Origin of the sequence: uncultured Pontibacter sp. (genome assembly GCF_947495565.1) — a bacterium.
GTDB lineage: Bacteria > Bacteroidota > Bacteroidia > Cytophagales > Hymenobacteraceae > Pontibacter.
The window spans coordinates 86,960-111,396 of the sequence record NZ_CANLZM010000011.1 but is presented as its reverse complement, the minus strand read 5'-3'; the positions used below and the strand labels follow the sequence as shown (position 1 = coordinate 111,396).

Sequence of the window (24,437 nt, the reverse complement as noted above, 5' to 3'; positions counted from 1 at the left end):
CAGAGGTACAGCCAGCTACCTTTACCTAAAAAAGTATAATATTTATACTTGCAGCCCTACCATAAGTTCTGTGGGCACATTACTTTAGCTTTATTAAAGATGCGCATCCCTAGCACTACCTCGTGGTTACCGTTACCCATGCCGTTAAACGCCGGCACACCTCTATCATAAGCGTAACCAAGGTCAAAAATATGGTTGATGGTAACGCCAGCTAAAACAGCGTAACTGCCATTTTGCCGGTACGAGCCGCCTACCCAAAGCCTGTCATCGTATACTGCGCGCAGGTTAAAGTCTACAGAACCCGGAAGAGGTTGCAGCCACATGAGCATAACAGAAGGCACAAGGCTAATTTCTTCTGTAATGTTAAATTTGTAAGCTCCTGTCAGGAAATAATGCTCATAAAGTATACTTCGTTCTTCTAAAGAGTTATCGAAGTTAATAGTGTTGCCCAATAGCTGCGTTGCGGAAGTGCCCACGTAGAAGTTGTTGCCGTAGAGCCATAAACCTGCCGCCAGATTGGGTTTCACCATGTTCCAGTCAGAGTGCGCTCCGTCACCGGGGTTAGCAAATGTCAACTCGTTGGAGCGGAGCTGCTGCTGTATCAGGCCGGCACTTACCCCTCCGGATAGCCTCACATCCCGTGAAAGGCTCAGGTGATACGCGTAGGCCACGCTTGCTTCTGTTCTGTAAAACGCGCCCAACCTGTCATGCACAGCCAACACCCCAACACCATGGTGCGGCCTGAACCGTTCGCTTATGCGGCCGCCACTGTTGTTACCGCCAAAGGAAGGGGTGCTCCGGGCATGGCTTTTCTTTCTTCGTTTTGATGCAAAGTCTAGTGGCGCATGGGCGCTTAAGTATAAAGTAGTCGGTTCGCCATCAATCCCGGACATTTGCGACCTGCTGCCAATTTTCACATCGGCATACTCCTCTATGCCCGCAATAGCAGGGTTAAGCAGATAGTTATTGATTGTATACTGGCTATACTGCGGCTTTTGCTGCGCAAGGGTTACAAGCGGTAATAGGCAAATAAACAAGAATGGTATGAATCGTATCATAGGCTGGCTCTTAATTCACGATGTTTAGATAACCGGTAAACTTTGCCTTGCCCGGCACGGTAATCACATAGAAATAAGTGCTTACAGGCAAAGCAGCTCCTCTGTAGGTTCCGTCCCACTCACTCCGGTAGCTGGTTCTATCAAAAATGAGATTGCCCCAACGGTTGTAAATTTCCACTCTTGCTTGCGGGTAATATTCGATGTTTTTGATTTCCCAAGTGTCATTAACACCATCGCCGTTCGGAGAGAAGGCATTGGGTATCACGAGCAGTTGCCGCACCTCTACCACCACACTTACCGTATCTTCGCAACCTTGCTCGTTCTGCACTGTCAGGGTGTAGCGGGTGGTCTGGTCTGGCGTAGCTACAGGCGTGGCGCTGGTAGGGTCGTCCAGTCCATGCGCCGGGCTCCAGGAATAGCTCCCGCCGCCGCTTCCGAACAGCTGTGTACTCTGCCCCGAATCAATTTCCAAATCCTGCACACTGGCCACGGCTACTGGCACAGGATAGACGTAGGCTTGCACCGGCACCCGCTCTGTTTCGCAGCCATTTCGCACCACCGACACATAATATGTGCGGGAACTCTGCAGCACTGGCGTCTCAAAAGCAGCTGCCGTAGCTCCCGGTATAACGGCCTCAGAAGTGGCATCCTGGTACCATCGGTACTCACCTGCGGCACCGCCTATAGCAGCTAACATCACTTTTCCGGGTCCGCAGGAGATGCCATCATGTGTTACAGGAGCATCAGGCGCAGGCCATACTTTCACTTTTATACTATTAGAGGAAAGGGTAGCCCCACACTCGTTTTGGAGCTTGAGCGTGTATACTCCGCTTTCGGTGGCGTGTAAAGTGTTGGAGCCGCTGGCGTACTCCTTCCCGTCACGCAGCCAGATATAGTCAAGATCTTTATAAACAGCCGATTGGAGTTCTACAGCACCTCCCTCGCAAAACTCAAGGGCGCCTTTTGCCTCGATGGCAGGCATTTCAGGCTTCGTGTTGATGATCGCCTTAACGGCAACACGTTCGCTCTCGCACTGTCCGTTGGTAACGGCAACATAGTAAGTAGTTGAGCTCGAAAGTACGGGTGTGGTAAAAGACGGGCCATCTGCACCTGCTATGGGCGCACCTCCTTTTTCTGCCGTATACCACCTGTACATGCCACTTTTGCCGCCAGTAGCCTGAAGCGTTAGCGTTTTCTTGGTGCAGCCCACCACATTTTCAGCCGTGGGAGGTTTAGGTAACTCCAGCAGCTCCACCTGTTGGCCCGTGCTGCTCCGGAAGGTTCCGCACATATTTGTTATTTCAGCTGTATACATGCCAGCTTCATCCGCTATCAGTTCATGGCTGGTGCCACTTATAGGTTTGCCATCCTTAAACCAGGCATAGGTCATGTTTTTATACATTGGCAGCGATAGCTTTACACTACCGCCTTTACAAAACGCCAAGTCTCCGGCTGCTTCTACTTTAAAAGCAGTAACAGGCTCCTGAATAACAAACTCTACCTTATTAGAGCTCCTAACGTAACCACAGAAGTTAGACAACTCCACTGTATATGCCCCTGCCTCAGATGCCGTGTATTCATTTGACTTATCGTACACCGGCACGCCGTCTTTCTTCCAGACATAGGTAGCGCCCTCCTGCTCCGGCACCGTCATTTTCAGGCTGCCTTTTTCGCATACAATCAGCGGTTCTGTGTACTCAATCCTGGGAGCCTTCAGTTTTCCTGCTACTTGCACCAACACCACATCCGACTTGCCTACGCAGCCGTTCTCGTCCACTACTTCCACAGTGTATTCGCCAGGCTGGGTAACCGTTATGGATCTGGAGGTGGCACCAGTATTCCATTTATAGCTCTTGCCCGCACTTGCCGTCAGCAGCACACTGCCTCCGGTGCAGATTGTGGAGGGGCCGTTTAAGCTGATCTTAGGTTTTACGGCAGATGAACAAGAAGTAACCTGAAGTGCATAGGGCGTCTCTTCCAAAGCCTTGCTATAACCAGAGAATGCGATAAAAAATTGAAGGGTAATCAGAAAAGCAGATAAACAGAGCCAGTTCCTGCAATTAGATTCCTTGGCAGGTAAAGATTTTCCTTCCATAGGCGCAAGGTGAATTAAGTCCTTTAAATATTTATTATGTCATAAAATTACTGATCTAACTTACATTTGTTGCATTAAGTTCACTGTTATAGAATAATAAATATTAGAATGATTCAAAAGAATATTTAAGATATGGCATTATCCTATGTTATTTCTTTTTGGTATGGACATAAAAAAAGGCTACAGATGTCATCTGCAGCCTTTCTTGTATTTTGAAAATAGACTTATACTTTGCCGTAAAGTGTTCGCTCCACAATACTTCTGCCAAGCGTAACTTCATCGGTATACTCCAGTTCGCCCCCTACTGGCACCCCTCGGGCAATCGTGCTGATGCGCAAGTCAAAGTCCCGGAGTTTACGGGTGAGATAAAAGGCTGTTGTGTCGCCTTCCATGGTTGGGCTAATGGCCAGCAATATTTCCTTCACCTCTGACTGCGGCAGGCGCTCCAGCAGCGAATCTATGTATAGGTCGGACGGGCCAATGCCTTCGATGGGAGAAATAACGCCTCCCAGCACATGGTAAAGCCCTTTGTACTGCGAAGTGTTCTCAATCGCAATGACATCACGGATATCGCTAACCACGCACAGCATACTTCTATCGCGCAGCGGATTGGAGCAAATAGAGCATACTTCGGTATCGGATATGTTATGGCATTCTTTGCAGTGTTTTACCTCGGTACGCATCTTTACCAGCGCCTCCGCCAGCGATAACGTATCTTCAGATTCCTGCTTAAGCAGATGGAGAGCCAACCGGAGCGCAGTTTTTCTGCCTACGCCAGGCAGCTTTGCCAGCTCCTCTACGGCGTTCTCAATTAATTTAGAAGGGAAATTCATCAAACCTAAAGCGCCTCCTCTATTGTATGTCAGCTGAAAGATCTTTGTCGTGCAGCGCGGTGCACATGCCCGCCAGCTCCTCAAAAGACCCTACTTTTACAGTACACTTCCCTTTATAATGGATCAGCATGGTACACTGCTCTGCCTGCTCAGCTGTGTGGCCGCAAACTTTAATTAGCGTGTCAATCACATGGTCAAAGGTGTTTACATCATCGTTGTACACCACTAGGTTGCGCAGGTCTGTGGTTTCCTCGAGTAATTCGACGTCAACTGCCTCTTTATGAAAAATATCTGTATCCCAATTCATACCGCAAAATTACAAAAATATAAGCATTAAAAGAAGCCTCTCCACTAAGTAAACCACCTGCTTCAGGGGTAGTTTAAAGTAAGAAAGGCGTATTGATTGGAACAAACCGGAAGCTAGTATGATTCCCCTGCAGGGTTATACTTGCCTTGCCAGGTGCAGCTCATTTTTGCGACACAACGATATTTACTGTTTCTTGCGTACTGGATTTTAACTCAGCCTCATACTTCAGAATGATGAAAATTTCATACTTGCGTAAGCGACTGGCCCTGCTCCTGTTGCTTGCAGTAGCCACCCTGCCGTTGCACGCCCAGAACAAGGCCCTGACAATGGAGGATGCTATCCTCAACACCGCCCTGCAGCCACAGAACCTTCGGCAGTTAGGATGGGTGGCCGGCACCAACGACTTTACTTACATCAGCCAGAACAATGGCGACCAGCAGTTGGTACGCGGCAGCGCCACTTCTTCTAAAAAGCGCAGCATCCTGGCACTGCAAAAGCTGAGTGCGGCAGTGGAGGCTGCAGGCGCAGAGAAGTTAAGCAGCTTTCCCGCATTATACTGGCGCGACGGCAGCAACTTTGTAATGCAAGTGCAGAATAAAATTGTCGCTTACGACCTGAAATCGGGCAAAGCTAGAGTAACCATGACTTTTTCGGGGGAGGCTGATTACACTGAGCTGGACCCTACCATGCAGCGCCTGGCGTATACCAAAGGCAATAATTTATACTTATCAACTCCGGGAGACGAAGACAAAGCCATTACAGAGGAAGCGGACGAAGGCATTGTATACGGGCAGGCGGCGCACCGCTCCGAGTTCGGCAACACCAAAGGCACTTTCTGGTCGCCGACAGGTACCAAGCTGGCCTTTTACCGCATGGACCAAAGTATGGTAACTGATTATCCGCTGGTGGATATCGCTCCGCTTCCGGCAAAGCAGAAAAACATTAAGTACCCGATGGCCGGCGGCAAAAGTCACCGTGTTACGGTTGGCGTATACGATACTGAAAAGGACAAAACCATCTACCTGAATACCGGTGAGCCGGCAGAGCAATACCTGACCAACATTACCTGGAGCCCCGACGAAAAGCACATTTACATTGCTATGCTCAACCGGGATCAGAATCACCTGAAACTGAACCGCTATAACGCTCAGACAGGAGCGTTTGAGGCAACGCTGTTTGAAGAGAAGCAGGAGAAGTATGTGGAGCCGGAGCATGGTTTATACTTTGTACCCAGCCAGCCAGACCAGTTTGTTTGGGTGAGCGAGCGCAGTGGTTACGACCATTTATACTTGTACAACACCAACGGTAAGCAAATAAGGCAGTTAACCAGCGGCGACTGGATGATAACCGAAGTGCTTGGCTTCAGCAAAAAAGGCGATGAGCTATACTATATGTCTACTGCCGAAAGCCCTCTGGAGCGCCATATTTATGCAGTGAGCCTGCGTAACGGCAACACCCGCCGCATTTCGCAGGGCAGCGGCACGCACCACGCGCAGCTAAGCCCCGACGCAAAGTATATTCTAGACAACTACAGCAGCCAGGCCACGCCACGCAAAGTATGGCTGCTGAACACCGAAGGCAAAGTACTGCAGACGCTACTGACAGCCCAAAACCCGCTTACAGCTTATGAACTTGGCGAAACCACTATTTTCCCGCTAAAGGCCGAAGACGGAACAGACTTATACGCCCGCATGATTACGCCACCCAACCTTGACAAAAATAAGAAGTACCCGGTGGTAGTGTATGTGTACGGAGGCCCGCATGTGCAACTGGTAACTAATAGTTGGCTTGCAGGAGCTAACCTCTGGATGCACCTGATGGCGCAGAGAGGCTACATCGTTTTCACGCTCGACTCACGGGGATCCGGTGACAGAGGGCTGGCTTTTGAGCAGTCAACGTTCCGGCAGCTGGGCACTATGGAAATGGCTGACCAACTACAGGGCATAGAGTACCTGAAGTCATTGCCTTACGTGGATGCAGAGCGGCTAGGGGTACACGGCTGGAGCTTTGGCGGGTATATGACTACCTCACTGCTGACGCGCTACCCTGGCGTATTTAAGGTTGGCGTAGCCGGTGGTCCGGTTATCGACTGGAAATATTACGAGGTAATGTACACAGAGCGCTACATGGATACTCCCGAGCAGAACCCAGAGGGGTACGAACAGGCAAACCTACTCAACCACGTAAAAAACCTGGAAGGCAAACTGCTAATGATTCATGGCACGGAGGATGATGTGGTGGTGTGGCAGCACAGCCTCTCCTTTATCAAGAAAGCTGTAGACGAAGGGATTTTGCTCGATTATTTTGTTTATCCAGGCCATCCGCACAACGTTAGAGGCAAAGATCGGGTGCATCTGATGCGCAAAGTGACACAATATTTTGACGAAAATCTGTAATTTTTATACTTTTGCATCAGGTTACCACTTATAGCGGTAGCCTGATATACTTATATGCTGCTTTTTCGTAGTCTCTACTGCCACCTTTAACTGGTTTATACTTTGGACAAGAAAAACAGCACCGCTCTGCCCCAACCGGCAAACAGAGCGGTAACCAAAAAAATTTTGTCGGACAGCAACGATGATTTATCGTACTGGCTCTCGCAGCCCGCCGATGCGCGCCTTAAGGCCGTGGAGCAGCTAAGAGTCCAGTACAGTCTCTTAGTACAAATGAAGCTGACGCAAGATTTTCAGAACATTATTCAACTATTGAATAGTGCCGGAGCAGAGTATATAATTGCAGGTGGCTTTGCCGTGGCGCTTTACGGATACCCACGCTATACCGGCGATATCGACATCTGGATTAACCCATCACATGAAAATGCATTCAAAGTATTAAGCATACTTTACCAGCTGGGTTATGATCCGCAGGACGTAAACCTGGAAGACCTGACTACCGAAAATGTGGTGGTGCAGCTGGGGTATCCGCCAAACCGCATCGACCTTTCTACCGGCATGACTGGGCTCAGCTTTGAGAGTAGCTGGCAGAACAAGATCATGATGCCTTTTGGGGGCACCACTGCCAACTTTATCAGCTTGGATGATTTAAAGAGAAACAAGCAGGCAACCGCCCGACAGCAGGACCTCTTGGATCTGGAAAACTTGCCTAAATAAAGCCATGCCAGCCATCTCACCGGCTTTTCGCCAGGCGGTAAAAAAACTGAGCGACAAAGAAAAAGAAGCCATTATTCTGAAAGCCGCCCGCCGCGATGCCGAACTGTACGACATACTCAGGTATGAACTGCAGGAGGAAGTAAGCCTGGAAGAGGTGTATGAGGATGCCGCTGACAAAATTAACGAGCTGCTTATAAACGCTAGCGGCCGCAGCCTGGCAAAAGCTTTAACCAAGGCACTGCGCAAAGCGATGAAGGAGATTGCCCGTTTTAAACGCATCACAAAAGAGCCAAAGTCTGAGGTGGAGCTTCACCTGTACGCGCTGCGCCTCATTTTCAACAACTTTACCGGCCAGTTCGACAGCTACTACAAAGGCTTTTATACCGCTACTGCGCGCCTCTTGCTGCGCACCATTCAGCTTATCCGTAAAAACCTGCACGAAGATTATCACCTGGAGTATAAATCTGAGCTTGATGATTTTCTGCAACAGATCCATAGCCGCCCCAAGCACCTGACCGTGGCACTGCCGGCAGAGTTTGAGATAGAGTAGCTTATCTGTTTGTGGTTTAAAATGCAGTAACTATTGTTGTGTTTGCTCGCGTTCAGCTGTTAATTAATTAGCAAACCAACCTTAGCAACTACTCCAGTTATTATTTACTCCAGCCCCCTCACCTGCACTTCTTCCAGGTTCACCTCCGACACTGTTTCTAACTTGCCCGCTTCAAAGGCTCTGTCGTAATTCTCGATGGGGAAATTTGTGTCTGCTATTTTGTAGTTGTTGTAGTCCTGTATGCGCACGCCGCCCACCTCGCGGGCATTTGTAGCCTCCCGAAAGCGTGAGCCTCCGCCGTTCTCCTTAAAGTTGTAAGCCAGGAAATCCATTGTGTGGCGTTTTTTGTGGAACCAGTAAATGTATTGATCCTCGTAGCCCTCACCGCCGCCCTGCTGCGCAAAAGTGACTTTTACCTTATCGTAAGGCTCCCCTTTAACAGAGACTTCTCCCAAGTATGTTTTCTGCACGGCAGCGTCGTTCAGGAAGTATGGCAGCAGCGCAAAATAAACTACCGCATTAACAGAGTTGCTGTAAGCCTGCTGCTCCTCTTCCGGCAACTGCACCTCCACATCACCCACAGTGCGTTTAAAGCCGCTGCTGCTTAGCACATCGTGTATGCGCTGCCCCGTAGTATCGGTAAAGGTGCGGCTGTACACAAAGGCCCCGTTATCGCGCAGGGCACGGTACTGCTTGTCGCGCAGCCGGAAAGCAACCACGCTCTGGTCCAGGTTACTGGTGCCGTGCGCCGCAAGGGCAGCATCTACTACAGCCTGGGCATTATCGGGTTTGTCTGTGTCGGAGCAAGCAAGTAATAAAATCATCAGCCCCAGCATCAGCCAGGTATAGGTATAAATTTTCATCGGGCGGGTAGTTATACTTCAAGTATGGATATCCAAAGGTAGAAAAACGGCGGGCAAGTATAAAAGAAAAACCGCCCCGGCTCTTTAGCCAAAGCGGTTCCCCGTTATACTTATTACAGTATGTTATTTCGCAGCAGTTACGTCGAACGTGATCGTGAACTCATCTGAGATGGCTTTATCACCCAAATCTCCCAGAAGGGTTTCAGAACCGTATCGCACGTCAAACTTAGAGCGGTCTACAGTTACGTCAGCTTTGGCTTTTACGCTGCCATTGCCTGCTGTAACGATGGCCGGAAAGCTTACCTGCTCTGTTTTCTCTTTGATCGTCAGGTTGCCCTGCACGTTATAGTTAGGCTCACCTGCTGCTGCGTCAGCAATCGGCGACACTCCTGTAATTTCAAATTTGGCAGTCGGGTATTTCTCTACCCCGAAGAAGTCGTCAGACTTCAGGTGGCCTACCAGTTTGGCGTTGTCCTCTTCAGCCTCAATGTCTGTGTTCGTAATCGTGTTCATGTCGATCAGGATAGTACCGCCAGTCAGTTGGTCGCCGTTAACGGTCAGCTCGCCGCTCTGCACCTCAATCTCACCTCTGTGCTCACCGGCAACTTTGGTGCCGTGCCAGTTTACGCTGCTCTGGTCCTGGGCAATCTGGTATACTTCTCCGTCGCCGGTAGCGGCTGTGGCCTCTGTGGTTACGGCTGTGGTGTTTTCGGCTGTTGTGTCAGTCTCGCTGCTGCAGGCAGAGAAAAATAAAGCGGCGGCAAACGAGGCATAAATGGCTGTTCTTTTCATGTTTCTTTGGGATTATGTATGAACGAATAAATTATAAATGAATAAACCGCTCCGTCCGGACGGCAGGAGCGGTTTATAAAATCAGGCGTGATTACTGCTTCGCGGTAACGTCCAGGGATACTACAAAGTCATCATAAATGGCCTTGTCGCCCAGGTTATCGAAAAAGCTTTTAGAGCCGTAGCGTACATCAAACTTAGAACGGTCTATGGTTACATCAGCCTTGGCGGAGGCTACACCGTTTTTCACAGCCAAAGTAGCCGGAAAGGAAACCTGGTTTGTGATGCCTTTGATGGTCAGGTCGCCGGTTACGGTTGCGTTTGGCTTACCAGCCGCAGCATTTGCAATAGGCTTTACGCTGTTAATTTTGAAAGTGGCGGTCGGGTTTTTCTCCACGCTGAAGAAATCATCTGACTTAAGATGGCCGATCAGTTTGCCATTGTATTCCGCATCCTTAATGTCGGTGCAGGTGATGGCATTCATATCGATCACGAAAGTGCCACCTACAACTTTATTGCCGTTTACCTGCATTTCACCGCTTTGCAAAGCAATATTGCCCATGTGCTCGCCAGTTACTTTTTTAGCGTGCCATTTCAGATCGCTTTTGGCAACATCTACTTTGTAAGCACGAGCCTTGGCAGGAGCGGCTACCTCTGTGGCAGCAGCCGTTGCAGCTACTTTGTTTGTGTTACCGGCATGCGCTGTAAACAGCAGAGAGCCAGCAAGAGAGGCAAGAATTACGTACTTTTTCATCGGTTGTATATTTGATATATAGTTTTTATGTTTAATCTCTGATTTTATCCAGCAGTGTATTCAGCTGTGTGGCTTCATCCTCGGTAAGGTTAGTGATGCCGATGCCTTTGCCCCCTTCCATTCCGTCCATTTGCTTCAAAAGCTCCAGGCCCTTATCCGTGATCAGCACATCCACGGTGCGGCGGTCGGCTGGGCACTGCTTGCGCGTTACCAGTTCTTTGGCCTCCAGCTTATCCACTATGCGCGAAGCGTTGGACGTCTTATCCAGCATGCGGTCAATCAGCAGGCTTATTGTGGCCGGCTTAGGGTGCTGCCCCCGCAAAATGCGCAGAATGTTATACTGCGGCAGCGTTACACTGAAAGGCTTGAACAAGGCAGCCTGCGCCTGCTGCAGATAACCTGAGGTAAATAGCAGATTTATATAGGCTTTCTGATACTCATTCTTAAAAGCACTTTGCTTTATTTCATCTTCTATCTTCATGTACAGCTTATACTTCGGGATAACGTTGCAAATATATGTACATACATTTAATGTACAAACATATCAACATTAATTATTTGAAAAAGTTTCTTTAATCTATTGAAATTCAAAAAGAATCGCAGAGTTAACTTTAGATCGGTTTGCTAACTAAGCGCTTATTTGAGGTACAAAACACCTTCCTCCTCCAGCACCAGCCCGAAAGGCTCCTCCTCAAGCATCAAAAAGCCGTCCAGACTAATAAAGTTAAAGGCGCTGCTCAACTGCATCGCGCTCCAGGCGCCCAGCGTTGTTTCCACCCCACAGCCCAGCACTGTCATCAGGCCATACTTTTTAGCCTCCTGCAGCAGCCGCACCGTATTAAGATAGCCTCCTGCCCGCATCGGGGTTATACTGACGCCATGAAACTGAGTCCGCAGCAATTGAAAATCAGCCATATCCGTAACAGACTCATCGGCAACAAGCGGAACTGGGCTAATGTTTTTAATCTGCGCGTAAGCTGCAGCCTTAGCGGCTGGCATAGGCTGCTCCATAAAAAGTACCCGGCCTCTTTCCAGAGAATTTAAAAACTGAAGCAGCTCTTCCGGATTCTGCCAACTCTCGTGGCCATCCAGCACCAGCGGCTGGTCTGTGGCGCGAATCACCTCCTGCACCAGTTCCGTGCCATGCTCCGGGTTCACCTTCAGCTTCAGGTAGCGGAAACGCTCTATGTTATACTTGCGGATATACGCTTGCACCTGGCCCTGCGCAATAGCCGGCAGCGTAAAGCAGGTTACCTGTGGCTGCGGCACAGGCTGGCCTAAGAGTTGGTGCACCGGCAAACCCTTGTGCTGGCAGAAGTAGTGCAGGTAAGCGGCCTCCACAGCAAATCGAAGCGCGTTGGCGGGGGGGTGCTGCTCCAGCAGCTGCAGCAGCTCTTCCATACTGCCCACCTGCGGCAGCCCACCCATTAGCAGCACCTTGTACTGCTGCAGCAGCAACTCTGGTGTTTCGCCATAGCGTGCGTCCGGTGCCGCTTCTCCAAAGCCGCTAAACTCTCCGTCCGACACCTGCACCAAAAAATTTATCTTGGTGGTTTGGGTGCCATGGGCTGAAGTTACCGTGTGCTTTAACTTGAGGTGCAGGACCTCTATATGCCATTTTAACATAGAGATTTCAGTTTAGGGGATAATTCGCACAAATTGCACTTTTTATCCCGATTAAGCCACTTTTAGCCTCAGTAATAGCCCCTAAAGTATAAACATTGCCTCCATTTAAATAGCCCTGAAAAAAATTGTTTTGCGGCAGCCTCTCCCCTATTTGCAGCTGTGTTTCTAACCTCTATATTTGCTAAGCTAATGTAGGTGTGCCCTGTCGGCAAATCCTTGAAAATGAGGCTAAACAGCAGCATCCGCTACAAAGGCTTTTTTATTGGTTCAGGCTCCGGCCATACTTCTTTTCAACCTTCTTTATGAAAAAGTCTTTTTTACCCCTAGCTACACTGTTGTGTATCACAATAGCGGCTATTCTTACTGTACTGCAGCAGTATAGTTTTATTTCATTACCCCCGGAGGCGCTGATGATGGTGCGCTGGGCGGGCATTCTGGTGCTGCTGCTCTACGGCCTGCAGAAACGCTCCCTCACCACCTGGATTCTGATCAGCATGGTAGTCGGCGCCGAGATAGGCTATGATTTCCCGGAGTTCGCTGTTAACCTGAACGTGCTGAGCAAAGTATTCTTAAAGCTCATCAAGACAATTATCGCCCCGCTTATATTTGCCACGCTTGTAGTGGGCATTGCCGGGCACGCCAATCTGAAGCAGGTTGGCAGCATGGGCTGGAAGGCTATTGTATACTTTGAGGTGGTTACTACGCTGGCCTTGTTTATTGGTTTAGCGGCCATTAACCTGACCAAAGCTGGCGAAGGAATTGACGCTGGTTTGGCGCAGAGCCACGAGGAAATTACCGCTGTGCCTGCACAATCTACTTCTGAGATCATCCTGCACGTTTTCCCGGAAAACATTGCCAAATCTATTGCAGAAGGGCAGGTGCTGCAGATTGTGGTATTCAGCGTGCTGTTTGCCATTGGCCTGGCCATGGTAACAGAGAAAAAGCGCAAGCCAATGCTCGATTTCTGCGAGAGCCTTTCTGAAACTATGTTCAAGTTCACAAACGTGATCATGTATTTCGCGCCGGTGGGCGTGGGCGCTGCCATTGCCTACACGGTCGGGCATATGGGCTTTGGCATCCTGCTGAACCTGTTCCAGCTGCTGGCAACCTTGTATGTGGCGCTGCTTGTTTTCGCGCTGCTGGTGCTGCTGCCTGTGGCGCTTATTGCCCGCGTTCCGATTAAACGGTTTTTAAAGGCTATTTCAGGGCCGGTTTCCATTGCGTTTGCCACCACTAGCTCGGAAGCTGCTTTGCCGCGTGCCATGGAGGAGATGGAGAAACTGGGGGTGCCGCGCCGTATTGTGGCTTTTGTAATGCCTACAGGTTATAGCTTTAACCTTGATGGCACTACGCTGTACCTTGCCTTGGCCTCTGTTTTTGTGGCGCAGGCCGCTGGCGTGCCCCTGAGCTGGGAGCAGCAGCTGGTGATGGTGTTTACGCTTATGCTTACTTCAAAAGGCGTAGCCGGTGTACCGCGCGCCTCTTTAGTGATATTGCTAGGCACGGTGGCATCGTTTAACTTACCTGTCTGGCCAGTGTTCGCCATACTTGGCATTGACGAACTGATGGACATGGCCCGTACCTCTGTAAACGTAACCGGCAACTGCCTTGCCACAGCTGTGGTGGCCCGCTGGGAGGGTGAGTTTAACCCGCAACCAGAAACTGGATTGGTTGAAACCACAAACCCTGACCTTACAGTAGACCTGCAGGAAGAAGAAAAACAGCCGCAGCTGGTTTAAAACTTACCTCACAAGTATAAAAGCCTCTCCTGATATACAACCAGGAGAGGCTTTTATACTTATTCTATCACATTCTGAAGTATAAAATGGGGGCAAAACAAAAAGGCTGATCTTTTAGGATCAGCCTTTTTGTTTTAATGTGCGCAAGAAAGGACTCGAACCTTCACACCTTGCGGAACTGCCGCCTGAAGACAGCGCGTCTACCAATTTCGCCACTTGCGCATTATGATCACCAAACTTGTCAGGGATTGGTTCTGCAAATATAACAGGTGAAAGTATATATGCAATACTTCTTTTGCAGGATATTTTTCCGTTGCTATATACCCAGGCTGCACCTCTTATACTTTAAACATTTAATATTTCATCAGCTCAGCAAAGCCATACTTCTTTATCACTGCCGCACCGTTACGTAGCCGCTAAGGCTTGCCCCGACAAACCTCTCCCAATTGCCTAAGCTTGATTTTCGGGAGTAGCTGGTACCGCCTAGCTTTCCGCCTAACAAAAGAGAAAGCTTATCTGCACCCGTGCCTGGCAAGTACTCTATTCCTAAATAAAAGTCTTCGTCTGTGTAGATATCATAGGGCAGCAAATCTATACTTACCCAACCTTCCTGGGCCGGTAAACGCTGAAGTATACTTTGCTCGACTAGTCGCTCGCCGGGCAGTCCTTCGCTGTTCCGGTAAAGGTTTATGCGGAACAATGCGGAGTCGAGCACGGAACTGCTCACGTAAAAGTGCGCGGAAATTAACTCTGTCTGCCTTCCTTTTACATCTATAAAATTGGCGAATTCATAAATGTCTTTACCTTCTTTCTGCTCCGGGCTTCCCCACACCACAGGCAGCCGCCCGGTTACGCCCAGCTTTTTAACTTTGCGTTTTCGGCTTTGCACCACCACCTCCTGCAGCGTGGTTACTTTCTCCCGCAGCCTTAGTTCTAGCGGTTGCCTTTCCCATAGTGTTAGTATTGGCACCGACAGCACCTCATAGCCAATTGCAGAAAAGGAAAGGGTATCCTGCACATGTTGCTCCGGAACATGAAGTATAAAATTCCCCTTCTCATCTGAGGCTGTACCCATATTCTTGCTACGGATGCCAATGTTAACGTAAGCCAACGCCTTTCCGGTCTCCTCTGACACCACCTGCCCCTGCAGTTTTACACTTTGAGCTTGTGCGACATGTGCTATCGATATTAACATCAGCAAGAAAACACACCTCGACAGGCAAGAGAACAGTATACTTTGCTTTTCCATTTAAGTAAGTGGTTTTTGGACAAAGGATTTTACCGCAGAATACAAGTAAACTGAGGTGGACTAATCACCCCTTGAAGGGTGATGAATAGGTGCCACAGCACAAAAGCTTCTTACTATAAAGGTAATGAAGTGCGGGAGCTACTTATTCTACTTTGTTTACCAGCAGCTTTACCTGGCTATAAGTTGCTTTATTTTTGGTGTTGGGATAGGGCAGCACCTCCAGAAGTATAATTTCATACTCCTGCCCGCCAACTTTCGCATTAACCGCATGTTTCCTCCGAACTGGCTCAGGGCGGCAGTCGCCGATGCAGAAATCTATACTTTGGCTTTTAGCTTCGGCAGTAGAAACTTTTAGGGAGACGGTGGCATTGCCAAGCCAAACGCACACCACATCTTCCGGGCAGCGCGAGTCGTTTACCTCTTCCGCTTCTATCAGCAGTGGCGTATTGCCATCTCCTGAAACCGAAAGCTGCTTGCCCTCTTCCAGCACAAATGCCTTTCCAAATAACGCATCTTCCGACTGTCGATCCAGCACAATTTCTTCCTGGCACTGCCAGAACAAAAGCATCATCAGAAAAAGGAACAGGTAGTTTGCCATAGCCTCAGGTCTTAATCTCTTAGTTTACCTGATAGAGTACCTAATTGTGCCGAAGGGTTGCAAAGGCTTAATATTTTTTAATGATGGCTTTAACACGGGCTGCTTTTAATATTCAGAAGAACAGCAACTGTGGGTGCAGTTTTTATACTTAGTTACTTACAATATCGCAAACCGAGCATACACAACTTCTCTTTTCCATAAAATATTGTACTTATCAAGGCTCTTTTATCAGATAGCACGATACTCTTAAATTAAGAGCGTAAGGTGCTAGGCAGAAAACCTTAATTTAGCTTATACATCCTCATTTGCACTTCTCCTCATAAATTAATAGACACCCTTAGCCCTAGTGTTTAGCAGCTGAAAACCTAGTCCTAAACAACTCTCTCAAAATAAGAAGCTAAGATGCGTTTGGCAACCAGATTAAGCACTTATAGCAGAGCAGAATATAGTTTATATATATTTAACTATATCCTTATTTTATTGACTTGTAAAAATATAATTGGGGAAATTTTCCACACTTAACGTAAACATTTACAATAAGTTGTATAATTTTTTAAAGAACTTTGTAAACGTATGATGATAAAAAAAAAGTCTAAATACTTTTGACCCGTTGCTTCTGAACAACGATGGTCAGGAAGGCAAAATATAACTTTACAAGACAAAGGCATTTTCAATCTTAATAAAACAATTTGGTAAAACCCTCTACTTAACCTTATTACAATCAATTTTCAATTTAGCCAAAGTATTTATGAAGCTTAGAGCACATTACCTGATGGCCCCTGTATTACTAGGGCTATTAACAACCTCATGCGACAAGAAAGAGTTAGATGAAGTTTCTCCGGTAACAACGGCGGAAACAGTGAGCGAGGCAGCAGCTTCTAATTACATTTTCCAGGAAACATTTGAGGGCAGCAGCGCCTTCTCCGGCCGCCACACGCAGTTCGGCACCTCTTACTCGTTCCAGATGGCCACCAACCCGGTTTTCGCCGGGGCCAAGTCGGGCCGCTTTGAGCTGCGCAGTTCAGACGGGCAGGTAGCCAACGGCACCCGCGCCGAGGTGATCGTGGCCGACCCGGCCACCAACAAGAACAGGTGGTACAGCTTCGCGGCCTACTTCCCGGCCAAGGACTACGCCTACGACTCGGGCAGCGAGGTGATCAGCCAGTGGTGGCAGACATCGGGCAGCACCCAGGCCACCTCCCTTCGGGTGCGCAAGGACAGGCTCATCCTGAGAACAGGCAACGACCCGAATTCCTTGAAGGAGATCGACCTGGGCGCAGTGACCAAGGACAGCTGGCAGGAGTACGTGTTCCACTTCATCCACTCGAACGGCAGCGACGGCCTGATCGAGGTGTGGCGCAACGGCAACAAGATTCTTGAGCGGAAGGGCGGCAACATGTACAACGACAAGATGCCTAACTGGAAGATCGGTGTTTACAAGGCATCATGGAACAGCGGCAGCACCGAAACAAGTAAGCGCGTACTTTATTACGACAACATCCGTGTTGGCAACGAGAACGCTACACTGGCTAGCATGACAGGTTCTACTTCTACACCATCTGCTCCTGCACCAGCTCCTGATCCTACGCCAACTCCTACTCCTACACCGGAGCCTACTCCAGCGCCAGCTCCTTCTGAGCCGACAGAGCAGCCAGCATCTTCTTCAGATATTGCAAGCATCACTTTAGTTGACGCAGGCACTGAAAAAGATGTGATGAAGTTAAACAGTGACAACAATACATTGAGCTTTAGTGCACTTGGCACTAAAAAGCTTAACTTCCGTGCAGATTTAAAATCAGGCGTAGGAAGCGTAAAGTTTGAGCTTAGTGGTGCTATGAACCGCACATACACTGACAATGCGGCACCTCATGCTATGTTTGGTGATAACGGCAAAGGCAACTACTACTACGGAAACCTGACAATGCCAGAAGGCAACTATACTTTAACTGCAACTCCATACTCAGGAGCAAAAGGAACAGGAACAGCTGGCACACCTGTAACAGTAAAGTTCACTGTTAAAGTAAGATAGTAAGCTTAACTTACACTATAACCCACAAAAAAAGCAGCTAAATTTTAGCTGCTTTTTTTGTGGGTTATAGTGTAAAACAATATAGTCTTTCTGTATTGGAAGCTCCCATTTAAAGAAAAGCAGAGGGCGCAACTTCACAGAACCAGGTATTTTAATATAACCTGCCGTCCTTCTTTACATGCTCAAGCTACACTTGCTTGGCACAAGCCCGGCAAAGAAAACTCTCCCTGCTTGTGGGCTTCATGGGGTTTTTCACTACCTTCATATTATGGCAGTAGAGGCACTTTAATTGGACAGTTATCTCGCATATAACTTCGGGTAAATGCCTTTGCTGCCATACTTATTCTTTCCTCATATATTGTAAACCAAAGTTAAAACCTGTTGCTTCTTATAAGTGCAATAGATTAAACTCAAAGTGGCAGACTATAGAAAATATAATACAGCTATTGATTACAGTAAATTCTCTTATCCCATACATCACTTTAGATCAACTAACCCAAAAAGTTCATATGCAAAAACGTATACTTTCGGCTGCGCTGCTGATGGTCCTTTCCGGCTGCGCAGTGGCCCAGAAGAAAGTCAGCCAGCCTACCGCCACACCCGCCGAGCAGCGGCTTCAGGCTCTCCAGATACGCCAGCAACTGGAGCAGCAATCATTGGCAGGCAACCTGGAGCTCCGGAACATCGGCCCAACCGTCATGAGCGGCCGCATTTCTGACCTGGAGGTATCACCCAAAGACCCAACTGTTTTTTACGCAGCTTACGCCTCTGGCGGTCTCTGGAAGACTACCAATAACGGGCAGTCGTTTGAGCCGCTTTTTGATGAGCAGGCCGTGATGACCATTGGCGACATTGCCATTGACTGGAACAACAAGGAGACGATCTGGATTGGGACTGGCGAGAGCAACTCTAGCCGCTCTTCCTACTCCGGCGTTGGTGTTTACAAAAGCACCGACGGTGGAAAAACCTGGCAGCATATGGGCCTGGGCGATACGCAGCACATTGGTAAAATAATTGTGCACCCAACTGACCCTAACACCGTTTGGGTAGCAGCTGTGGGCCATTTATACTCATCAAACAAAGAACGGGGCATCTACAAAACCACCGATGGCGGCAAAACCTGGAAGAAGACGCTGTACGTGGACGATAATACAGGTGCCATCGACCTGCAGGTAGACCCGCAGAACCCGAACAATGTGTTTGCCGCTCTGTGGCACCGCGAACGCCGCGCCTGGAACTTTGTAGAAGGCGGCAAATCTTCCGGTATTCATAAATCAACAGATGGCGGCAATACCTGGACCGACATAAGCACTGCCAGCAGCGGCTTTCCAGACAATGAGAACGTAGGCCGCATTGGCCTAAGCTTATTCCCTGGCAACCCGAACATTATGTATGCCTTGGTGGATAACTATGACCGCCGTCCGGTAGAGCAGCAGGAGGACAAGCCTGAGATGCTGGACAACGATCTGTTTACAGGCATGACGGCCGAGGAGTTCCTGAAGCTTGACGACAAGAGCCTGAACGACTTCCTGGACCAGAACCGTTTTCCGAAAGAGTATACAGCCAAAAGTATAAAAGCAAAAGTAAAGAGCGGTGAGCTTAAGCCAGCTGCCTTGTATAATTACCTGACAGACCCAACGGCAGAACGCTATGCTACTGAGGTAAAAGGCGCTGAAGTATACCGCACTGACGATGGAGGCAAAACCTGGAAGAAAACCCACGACAGCTACATCAACGACATGTATTCCAGCTACGGCTACTACTTTGGTGTGATTCGTGTGTCTCCTCTAAATCCTGATAAGATCTACATACTGGGCGTGCCCCTGCTTACCTCGGATAATGGCGGCAAAACGTTCCGCAACATCGAGGGAGATAACGTGCACTCTGATCACCAGGCGCTGTGGGTGAGCCCGGATAAACTCGGCTATCTGATCAACGGTAATGATGGTGGTATCAATATTACTTATGACGACGGCAAAACCTGGTTTTACGCCAACAACCCTCCCGTGGCGCAGTTCTACTCTATTGCCGTTGACATGGCCAAGCCTTATAACGTGTACGGCGGACTTCAGGATAATGGCACCTGGGTTGGGCCGAGCAACTATAAGTATAGCCTCGACTGGACGAGCCGTGGCAAATACCCGTACGAGCGCATTGGCGGCGGCGACGGCATGATGGTGCAGGTAGACTGGCGCGATAACAACACGGTATACTACGGCTCGCAGTACGGAAACTATACTCGCCTGAACAAGCAGACTGGTGAGCGCACTTTTATTAAGCCAACGCATAAGCTAGGCGAAACACCGCTACGGTTTAACTGGGAATCCCCAATCCACCTGAGCCGCCATAACCAAGACATTCTATACTTTGGCTCCAACAAGTTCCACCGCTCTATGAAGCGTGGTGAGGATATGGAAACGCTCTCCGGCGACCTGACCAACGGCGGCCGCAAAGGAGACGTAGGCTATGGTACCCTGACAAGTATAGATGAGTCGCCGCTGCGTTTCGGGCTGCTGTATAGTGGCTCTGATGATGGCGTTATTCAGACTTCGAAGGACGGTGGTTATACTTGGACGCGCATTTCTGATAAGCTGCCGCAGCACCTTTGGGTATCTACGGTAGTAGCTTCGGCGCACAAGCAGGACAGGGTTTATACTTCGCTGAACGGTTACCGCTATGATGACTTTACCCCATACCTGTACGTGAGCGAAGACAACGGCAAAAAGTGGACTCGCATTGGTGATAACCTGCCGGCTGAGGCCATTAACGTGGTAAAAGAAGACCCGAAGAACCCAAACCTGCTTTATGTGGGCACCGACCACGGTTTATACTTCTCTCTGGACAGAGGCAAAACCTTTATGGCCATGAGCAATGGCATGCCAGCCGTAGCCGTGCACGACCTTACGGTGCATCCGCGTGAGAACGATCTGGTGGTAGCCACACACGGCCGCTCCATTTTTGTAACCAATGTAGCGCACCTCCAGAGCCTGACGCCGGAGTTGATGAACCAGCCGCTACACCTGTTCGCCGTAAATCAGTTAACCCACAGCAGCAGCTGGGGCGAAAAACGGTATACCTGGGGAGAAGTAACCAAACCTGAACTCACGATTCCGTTCTATTCTTCCGCGGCAGGCAACAGCACCATCCGAATTAAAACAGAAAAAGGCGAGGTGCTAAAAGAACTGCAGGATCAGAGCGAGCGCGGTCTAAATTATGTCAGCTATGACCTGTCAGTAGACGCTGCTAAGGCTAATGCTTACGAGGCTGAGCTAAACAGTAAGAAAAAGGAAGGCGAGGAAGCCGCAAAGGTAAAAACAGCCCAGGACGGAGTAATGTACCTGCAGCCAGGCAAGTATACCGTTGAAGTAACAACAGCCGGAGGCACTACTGAGACGCAAGAATTGACTATAAAAGCCCCAGAGCGCAGAACGAGAAGCTAAGCTAAACTTGCTTCAGATATATAAAAGCAGCGGCCACTCAGGTCGCTGCTTTTTTTATGTGTTGCACAGCAAAAAAACTGATGAACTAAAAAAATATTTTCATAGATGCACAATACGATAAATTATATTTTAATCAGATAATAAAATATTATAGTTATATTTTTAAATTTTTAAATCCTATCAATATATGTTTTTATAATACAATTTTATTTAAAAAGCAGCAAGACCTCCGCTTTATTTTAAATTAGCGTTATAACATACTAAATATTAACAGAACAATCTGTTTAAACATATAAAACCAGTATGTTAGTTTAATAGTTAATGCATTTGTTACCGCCTCCACAACTACTTAACTACTATATGATCATTCGATCCTTAGCATAGGGCAACTTTTCCCGTGTTAACCCACGCAACTTATTACCCCTTTAATACAATTGATATATGTAACACTTTTTACACATCTCACCATGAAACAACTTGTAACCTTAGTTGTGGCTCTTGTTATGTTTGCGGGCACTGCCCTGGCACAAACAACTGTTGACAAGGAGCTGAAACAGCTCCTGCAAGCTACCACCTCCGTCTCATTGGGCGTGGTTGTAACCTTTTACGGCGATGGAGCCCCTACTCCAGCGAACCTTTCACTCTTAACTCCCTGGGCATCACCAAAGGAGTTACGTTTAAATCTCTCCCGATTGCAGGTGTACTGGCAACAGCCGCTCAAATAGAGGGCCTGAGCAATAACCCCGCTGTAAAGTCTGTTTACCTGAACAAGAAGTTAACCTACTTCAACTACAACGGCACCAGCCTTACCGGTGTGCAACGGCTGCGCGGCGATAAAGTGATCACCGCCCGCAACAACGGCATGCCAGTATCTGGCAGAGGCGTAGGTGTGATGATCAACGACAGTGGAGTTGACGGCACCCATGACGACATAAAGCTGGGCACGCACCTGGTGCAGAACGTGATGGGCACCACTAATCTAAACGGGCTGGATGCCATGCTGCCGGTAACATGGCTCGAGAACGTGCCCAACACCGATACTAACTCTGGCCACGGCACACATTGCGCCGGTAGCGTAGGCGGCAACGGCTCCAGATCAAGCGGCTTGTACGAAGGATCTGCTCCGGGTGCCGACCTGATCGGTTGGTTATGGCTCTTGGCGCGATGTTTATACTTGATGCCCTTGGCGGGTATGACTATGCGCTAACGCACCAGTATGAGTATGGCATCAGAGTTATCAGCAACTCCTGGGGTACTTCCGGTGACTTTGAGCCTGAAAACCCAGTTAACATTGCCTCCAAAAAAGCCTATGGCCGTGGGATTGTATCGCTGTTCGCAGCCGGTAACGATGGCCCAGGCTCTGACACGCACAACCCTTACGCTATTGCCCCTTGGGCAATTTCTGTAGGAGCCGGCGACAAGTATGGCCGACTGGCAAAGTTCTCTTCCAGAGGCGTGAAAGGCGAAGGCGGCACGTTTGTAATAGACGGCGAAACCTGGTCTTACGAAAACAGACCAACTATTGTGGCACCAGGCGTAGACATCATTTCTACCAGAGTAGTGGCCCCGGTAACATCTTTGAGCGCGCAGCAGGACGTGGAGAACCTGGAGCCTGCCCATGTACCGTTTTATGCGCACATGAGCGGCACGTCTATGGCTACTCCGCTTGCAGCTGGTATTGTGGCCCTGATGCTGGAGGCAAACCCATCGCTTTCTCCAGCCCAGGTAAAGGATATCATCCAGAAGACAGCTACCAACATGCCAAACCGCGAGTCGTGGGAGGTTGGTGCTGGTTATGTGAATGCCTATGCTGCGGTAGACTACATCTTCAGAAGCGTACCGTTTGGTACAGCGCTTAACCTGAACAGAAAGTTTAACAGCAGCATCAACACTGCTAAGGAAGTACAAGACTTCACCATCGACTACAACCCACTGCTGGCAGCTAACAACCAGATGCAGTTTAATGTGGCAGAAGGTACCACAGACTTCGAGGCTAAAATCACTTCTGGTGGATTATTCGGCTTGACAGGCAACCCGGTTAACCTGATTCTGTTCTCACCGGAGGGTAAGGAGTATCGCTCTGGCATACCTGTTTTGTTCGCGCAGTCTTTAGACAGAGGGATGGCTGTAGCAGCACCAACCCCGGGCACTTGGACTTTGAAAATTGAAGGGCTACAAGGCATTGCATTGCCAGAGGCTATTTCCGGAACCATCACCAGCATGCAACTAACACGCACTACCGGCCTGAACGATATTGCAGGCCACCCGGCCGAGGCTTCTATCAAGATGGCTGTGAGCGCCCGATTGGCTGACGGACTTGGCAGCAGCTATAAGCCAGACGAACCGCTGAAGCGCATCCAATTGGCAGATTACCTGATGATGGGCCAGGCCGTGCGCCAGCACTTCCCGACAAACGGTGCAGTATCGTTCAGAGATGTTAGCGGAATCGACTTATTATTAGCTGAGTCGGCAACAGCAAAAGGAGCCGCTCTTCGCGACCGTATGCACGCTTACAACGGGGTGATGCTGACAGATGGCTCTGGCAAGTTTAACCCAAAAAGCGCTGTTAAACGGGTACATTTGGCTTACTCGCTGGTACAAAGCCTGGGCCTACAGGAGTTTGCCCTGGAGCGCAACGGCAAAGCGGTAACAGTAATTGTAGATGGAAAGACAATAGCTGTGGAGGATGCCAAAGACATTCCGGCTGGTCTGGAAGGCTACGTGAGCGTGGCGCTGGACATGGGGCTGATCAATGCCTTCTACTCCGTAACCCAGGGTCCGTTTGACCTGATGCCAAAGCTGCACGCCAACTTTAAGCCGTTGCAGAACGTAACGCGTGGCGAGTTTGCCGTAATTGTTACCCGCACGCACACCAACTGGGAGGCAACCACGCAGCTACTGGCCGCTTCTTCCAGCTCTGAGTTGCAGGCAGCCCCAGCCATGTGGGAGCAGAGTTTCGCTTACCCTAACCCGTTCAACGGCGTGGCTACTATCAGCTACGGCTTGGCGCAGGACGGTTTTGTATCGGTAAAGGTGTTTGATGTGCTGGGCAACAAAGTACAGACGCTCGTGGCTGAGAACAAACAAGCTGGCAAACACAGCCTGAAGTTTGATGGCAGCAACCTGCCGGCAGGCACTTATGTGTACCGCATCAATGCCGGGGACAAAGTATCTTCTAACAGAATGGTGCTGGTGCGTTAAACAACCAATAAGTATAAAAGCAAATCGGCCGCTCCCTTACGAGAGCGGCCGATTTGCTTTTATACTTTGCAAGATTTCCTGCACATGCTTTCCCCATGCTATACCTCATATCAGGACATGCACCAGCTTGCATCTTCATTAAAAATAAAACTTCAACTATATTGTATATTACTGGCAACTAGTATATTGCACCATA

At 49.0% G+C, this 24,437-nt stretch carries 20 protein-coding genes and 1 tRNA gene; 9 read left to right on the top strand and 12 right to left on the bottom strand.

Annotation, left to right across the window (positions count from 1 at the left end; translation table 11 throughout):
• Positions 1 to 56: 56 nt before the first annotated feature.
• The 4 genes from Q1B04_RS14465 to Q1B04_RS14450 form a co-directional block, all read right to left on the bottom strand.
• The gene (locus tag Q1B04_RS14465; protein WP_299759975.1) at positions 57 to 1,058 is read right to left on the bottom strand and encodes a type IX secretion system membrane protein PorP/SprF; all 1,002 of its coding nucleotides are present in this window, start codon (positions 1,056 to 1,058) and stop codon (positions 57 to 59) included.
• 10 nt (positions 1,059 to 1,068) lie between these two features.
• Entirely contained in the window at positions 1,069 to 3,039 is a 1,971-nt protein-coding gene (locus tag Q1B04_RS14460; RefSeq protein WP_299759973.1) for a gliding motility-associated C-terminal domain-containing protein, read from the bottom strand.
• 338 nt (positions 3,040 to 3,377) lie between these two features.
• Positions 3,378 to 3,986, bottom strand: coding sequence for a recombination mediator RecR (recR, locus tag Q1B04_RS14455; RefSeq protein WP_299760099.1), 609 nt, complete (start codon positions 3,984 to 3,986; stop codon positions 3,378 to 3,380).
• Between the two features lie 19 nt (positions 3,987 to 4,005).
• The gene (locus Q1B04_RS14450) at positions 4,006 to 4,293 is read right to left on the bottom strand and encodes an ATP-dependent Clp protease adaptor ClpS (RefSeq protein ID WP_299759971.1); all 288 of its coding nucleotides are present in this window, start codon (positions 4,291 to 4,293) and stop codon (positions 4,006 to 4,008) included.
• 230 nt (positions 4,294 to 4,523) lie between these two features.
• On the opposite strand from Q1B04_RS14450, the gene Q1B04_RS14445 reads away from it, so the two are divergent.
• From Q1B04_RS14445 to Q1B04_RS14435, 3 genes are all read left to right on the top strand, one after another.
• Entirely contained in the window at positions 4,524 to 6,689 is a 2,166-nt protein-coding gene (locus Q1B04_RS14445) for a S9 family peptidase (RefSeq protein WP_299759969.1), read from the top strand.
• Between the two features lie 102 nt (positions 6,690 to 6,791).
• Positions 6,792 to 7,403, top strand: a complete 612-nt coding sequence (locus Q1B04_RS14440) for a hypothetical protein (protein WP_299759967.1) — start codon at positions 6,792 to 6,794, stop codon at positions 7,401 to 7,403.
• 4 nt (positions 7,404 to 7,407) lie between these two features.
• The gene (locus tag Q1B04_RS14435) at positions 7,408 to 7,953 is read left to right on the top strand and encodes a hypothetical protein (RefSeq protein ID WP_299759965.1); all 546 of its coding nucleotides are present in this window, start codon (positions 7,408 to 7,410) and stop codon (positions 7,951 to 7,953) included.
• Positions 7,954 to 8,057: 104 nt separating this feature from the next.
• Here Q1B04_RS14435 and Q1B04_RS14430 read toward each other — a convergent pair whose 3' ends face one another.
• The 5 genes from Q1B04_RS14430 to Q1B04_RS14410 form a co-directional block, all read right to left on the bottom strand.
• Entirely contained in the window at positions 8,058 to 8,816 is a 759-nt protein-coding gene (locus Q1B04_RS14430) for a DUF6503 family protein (RefSeq protein WP_299759963.1), read from the bottom strand.
• 123 nt (positions 8,817 to 8,939) lie between these two features.
• Positions 8,940 to 9,608 carry a YceI family protein gene (locus Q1B04_RS14425; RefSeq protein WP_299759962.1) on the bottom strand — a complete coding sequence of 223 codons (669 nt, stop codon included), beginning with the start codon at positions 9,606 to 9,608 and terminating at the stop codon, positions 8,940 to 8,942.
• Positions 9,609 to 9,699: 91 nt separating this feature from the next.
• Positions 9,700 to 10,359 carry a YceI family protein gene (locus Q1B04_RS14420; RefSeq protein WP_299759960.1) on the bottom strand — a complete coding sequence of 220 codons (660 nt, stop codon included), beginning with the start codon at positions 10,357 to 10,359 and terminating at the stop codon, positions 9,700 to 9,702.
• A gap of 31 nt (positions 10,360 to 10,390) precedes the next feature.
• Positions 10,391 to 10,840 (bottom strand): MarR family transcriptional regulator, encoded by a 450-nt coding sequence (locus Q1B04_RS14415; protein ID WP_299759958.1) that lies wholly within the window; start codon positions 10,838 to 10,840, stop codon positions 10,391 to 10,393.
• A 155-nt stretch (positions 10,841 to 10,995) separates the two neighbouring features.
• Positions 10,996 to 11,985, bottom strand: coding sequence for an enolase C-terminal domain-like protein (locus Q1B04_RS14410; RefSeq protein WP_299759956.1), 990 nt, complete (start codon positions 11,983 to 11,985; stop codon positions 10,996 to 10,998).
• 302 nt (positions 11,986 to 12,287) lie between these two features.
• Here Q1B04_RS14410 and Q1B04_RS14405 point away from each other — a divergent pair, with 302 nt between their 5' ends.
• Positions 12,288 to 13,724, top strand: coding sequence for a cation:dicarboxylase symporter family transporter (locus tag Q1B04_RS14405; RefSeq protein ID WP_299759954.1), 1,437 nt, complete (start codon positions 12,288 to 12,290; stop codon positions 13,722 to 13,724).
• Between the two features lie 140 nt (positions 13,725 to 13,864).
• Here Q1B04_RS14405 and Q1B04_RS14400 read toward each other — a convergent pair.
• The 3 genes from Q1B04_RS14400 to Q1B04_RS14390 all read right to left on the bottom strand — a co-directional run bounded on the left by Q1B04_RS14400 (position 13,865) and on the right by Q1B04_RS14390 (position 15,571).
• Positions 13,865 to 13,946, bottom strand: a tRNA-Leu gene (locus tag Q1B04_RS14400).
• 169 nt (positions 13,947 to 14,115) lie between these two features.
• The gene (locus Q1B04_RS14395) at positions 14,116 to 14,919 is read right to left on the bottom strand and encodes a carboxypeptidase-like regulatory domain-containing protein (protein ID WP_299759952.1); all 804 of its coding nucleotides are present in this window, start codon (positions 14,917 to 14,919) and stop codon (positions 14,116 to 14,118) included.
• Positions 14,920 to 15,115: 196 nt separating this feature from the next.
• Entirely contained in the window at positions 15,116 to 15,571 is a 456-nt protein-coding gene (locus Q1B04_RS14390) for a hypothetical protein (RefSeq protein ID WP_299759950.1), read from the bottom strand.
• A gap of 748 nt (positions 15,572 to 16,319) precedes the next feature.
• Here Q1B04_RS14390 and Q1B04_RS14385 point away from each other — a divergent pair.
• The 5 genes from Q1B04_RS14385 to Q1B04_RS14365 all read left to right on the top strand — a co-directional run bounded on the left by Q1B04_RS14385 (position 16,320) and on the right by Q1B04_RS14365 (position 24,241).
• Entirely contained in the window at positions 16,320 to 17,600 is a 1,281-nt protein-coding gene (locus Q1B04_RS14385; protein ID WP_299759948.1) for a polysaccharide lyase, read from the top strand.
• Between the two features lie 509 nt (positions 17,601 to 18,109).
• On the top strand, positions 18,110 to 21,040 hold the full coding sequence (locus Q1B04_RS14380) for a glycosyl hydrolase (RefSeq protein WP_299759946.1): 2,931 nt from the start codon (positions 18,110 to 18,112) through the stop codon (positions 21,038 to 21,040).
• Between the two features lie 467 nt (positions 21,041 to 21,507).
• Positions 21,508 to 21,765: a hypothetical protein gene (locus Q1B04_RS14375; protein WP_299759944.1), complete on the top strand. Its 258-nt coding sequence runs from the start codon at positions 21,508 to 21,510 to the stop codon at positions 21,763 to 21,765.
• Positions 21,766 to 21,854: 89 nt separating this feature from the next.
• Positions 21,855 to 22,247 (top strand): S8 family serine peptidase, encoded by a 393-nt coding sequence (locus tag Q1B04_RS14370; protein WP_299759942.1) that lies wholly within the window; start codon positions 21,855 to 21,857, stop codon positions 22,245 to 22,247.
• Positions 22,190 to 24,241 (top strand): S8/S53 family peptidase, encoded by a 2,052-nt coding sequence (locus tag Q1B04_RS14365; protein ID WP_299759940.1) that lies wholly within the window; start codon positions 22,190 to 22,192, stop codon positions 24,239 to 24,241. Before Q1B04_RS14370 ends, Q1B04_RS14365 begins: the two co-directional genes overlap by 58 nt.
• Positions 24,242 to 24,437: the final 196 nt, after the last annotated feature.

Coding starts and splice junctions, on each gene's coding strand:
- Q1B04_RS14465 (WP_299759975.1), bottom strand. CDS start 1,058: ATGATACGATTCATACCATTCTTGTTTATTTGCCTATTACCGCTTGTA.
- recR (WP_299760099.1), bottom strand. CDS start 3,986: ATGAATTTCCCTTCTAAATTAATTGAGAACGCCGTAGAGGAGCTGGCA.
- Q1B04_RS14450 (WP_299759971.1), bottom strand. CDS start 4,293: ATGAATTGGGATACAGATATTTTTCATAAAGAGGCAGTTGACGTCGAA.
- Q1B04_RS14445 (WP_299759969.1), top strand. CDS start 4,524: ATGATGAAAATTTCATACTTGCGTAAGCGACTGGCCCTGCTCCTGTTG.
- Q1B04_RS14435 (WP_299759965.1), top strand. CDS start 7,408: ATGCCAGCCATCTCACCGGCTTTTCGCCAGGCGGTAAAAAAACTGAGC.
- Q1B04_RS14430 (WP_299759963.1), bottom strand. CDS start 8,816: ATGAAAATTTATACCTATACCTGGCTGATGCTGGGGCTGATGATTTTA.
- Q1B04_RS14425 (WP_299759962.1), bottom strand. CDS start 9,608: ATGAAAAGAACAGCCATTTATGCCTCGTTTGCCGCCGCTTTATTTTTC.
- Q1B04_RS14420 (WP_299759960.1), bottom strand. CDS start 10,359: ATGAAAAAGTACGTAATTCTTGCCTCTCTTGCTGGCTCTCTGCTGTTT.
- Q1B04_RS14415 (WP_299759958.1), bottom strand. CDS start 10,840: ATGAAGATAGAAGATGAAATAAAGCAAAGTGCTTTTAAGAATGAGTAT.
- Q1B04_RS14410 (WP_299759956.1), bottom strand. CDS start 11,985: ATGTTAAAATGGCATATAGAGGTCCTGCACCTCAAGTTAAAGCACACG.
- Q1B04_RS14405 (WP_299759954.1), top strand. CDS start 12,288: ATGAAAAAGTCTTTTTTACCCCTAGCTACACTGTTGTGTATCACAATA.
- Q1B04_RS14395 (WP_299759952.1), bottom strand. CDS start 14,919: ATGTTAATATCGATAGCACATGTCGCACAAGCTCAAAGTGTAAAACTG.
- Q1B04_RS14390 (WP_299759950.1), bottom strand. CDS start 15,571: ATGGCAAACTACCTGTTCCTTTTTCTGATGATGCTTTTGTTCTGGCAG.
- Q1B04_RS14385 (WP_299759948.1), top strand. CDS start 16,320: ATGAAGCTTAGAGCACATTACCTGATGGCCCCTGTATTACTAGGGCTA.
- Q1B04_RS14380 (WP_299759946.1), top strand. CDS start 18,110: ATGCAAAAACGTATACTTTCGGCTGCGCTGCTGATGGTCCTTTCCGGC.
- Q1B04_RS14375 (WP_299759944.1), top strand. CDS start 21,508: ATGAAACAACTTGTAACCTTAGTTGTGGCTCTTGTTATGTTTGCGGGC.
- Q1B04_RS14365 (WP_299759940.1), top strand. CDS start 22,190: ATGGCTCTTGGCGCGATGTTTATACTTGATGCCCTTGGCGGGTATGAC.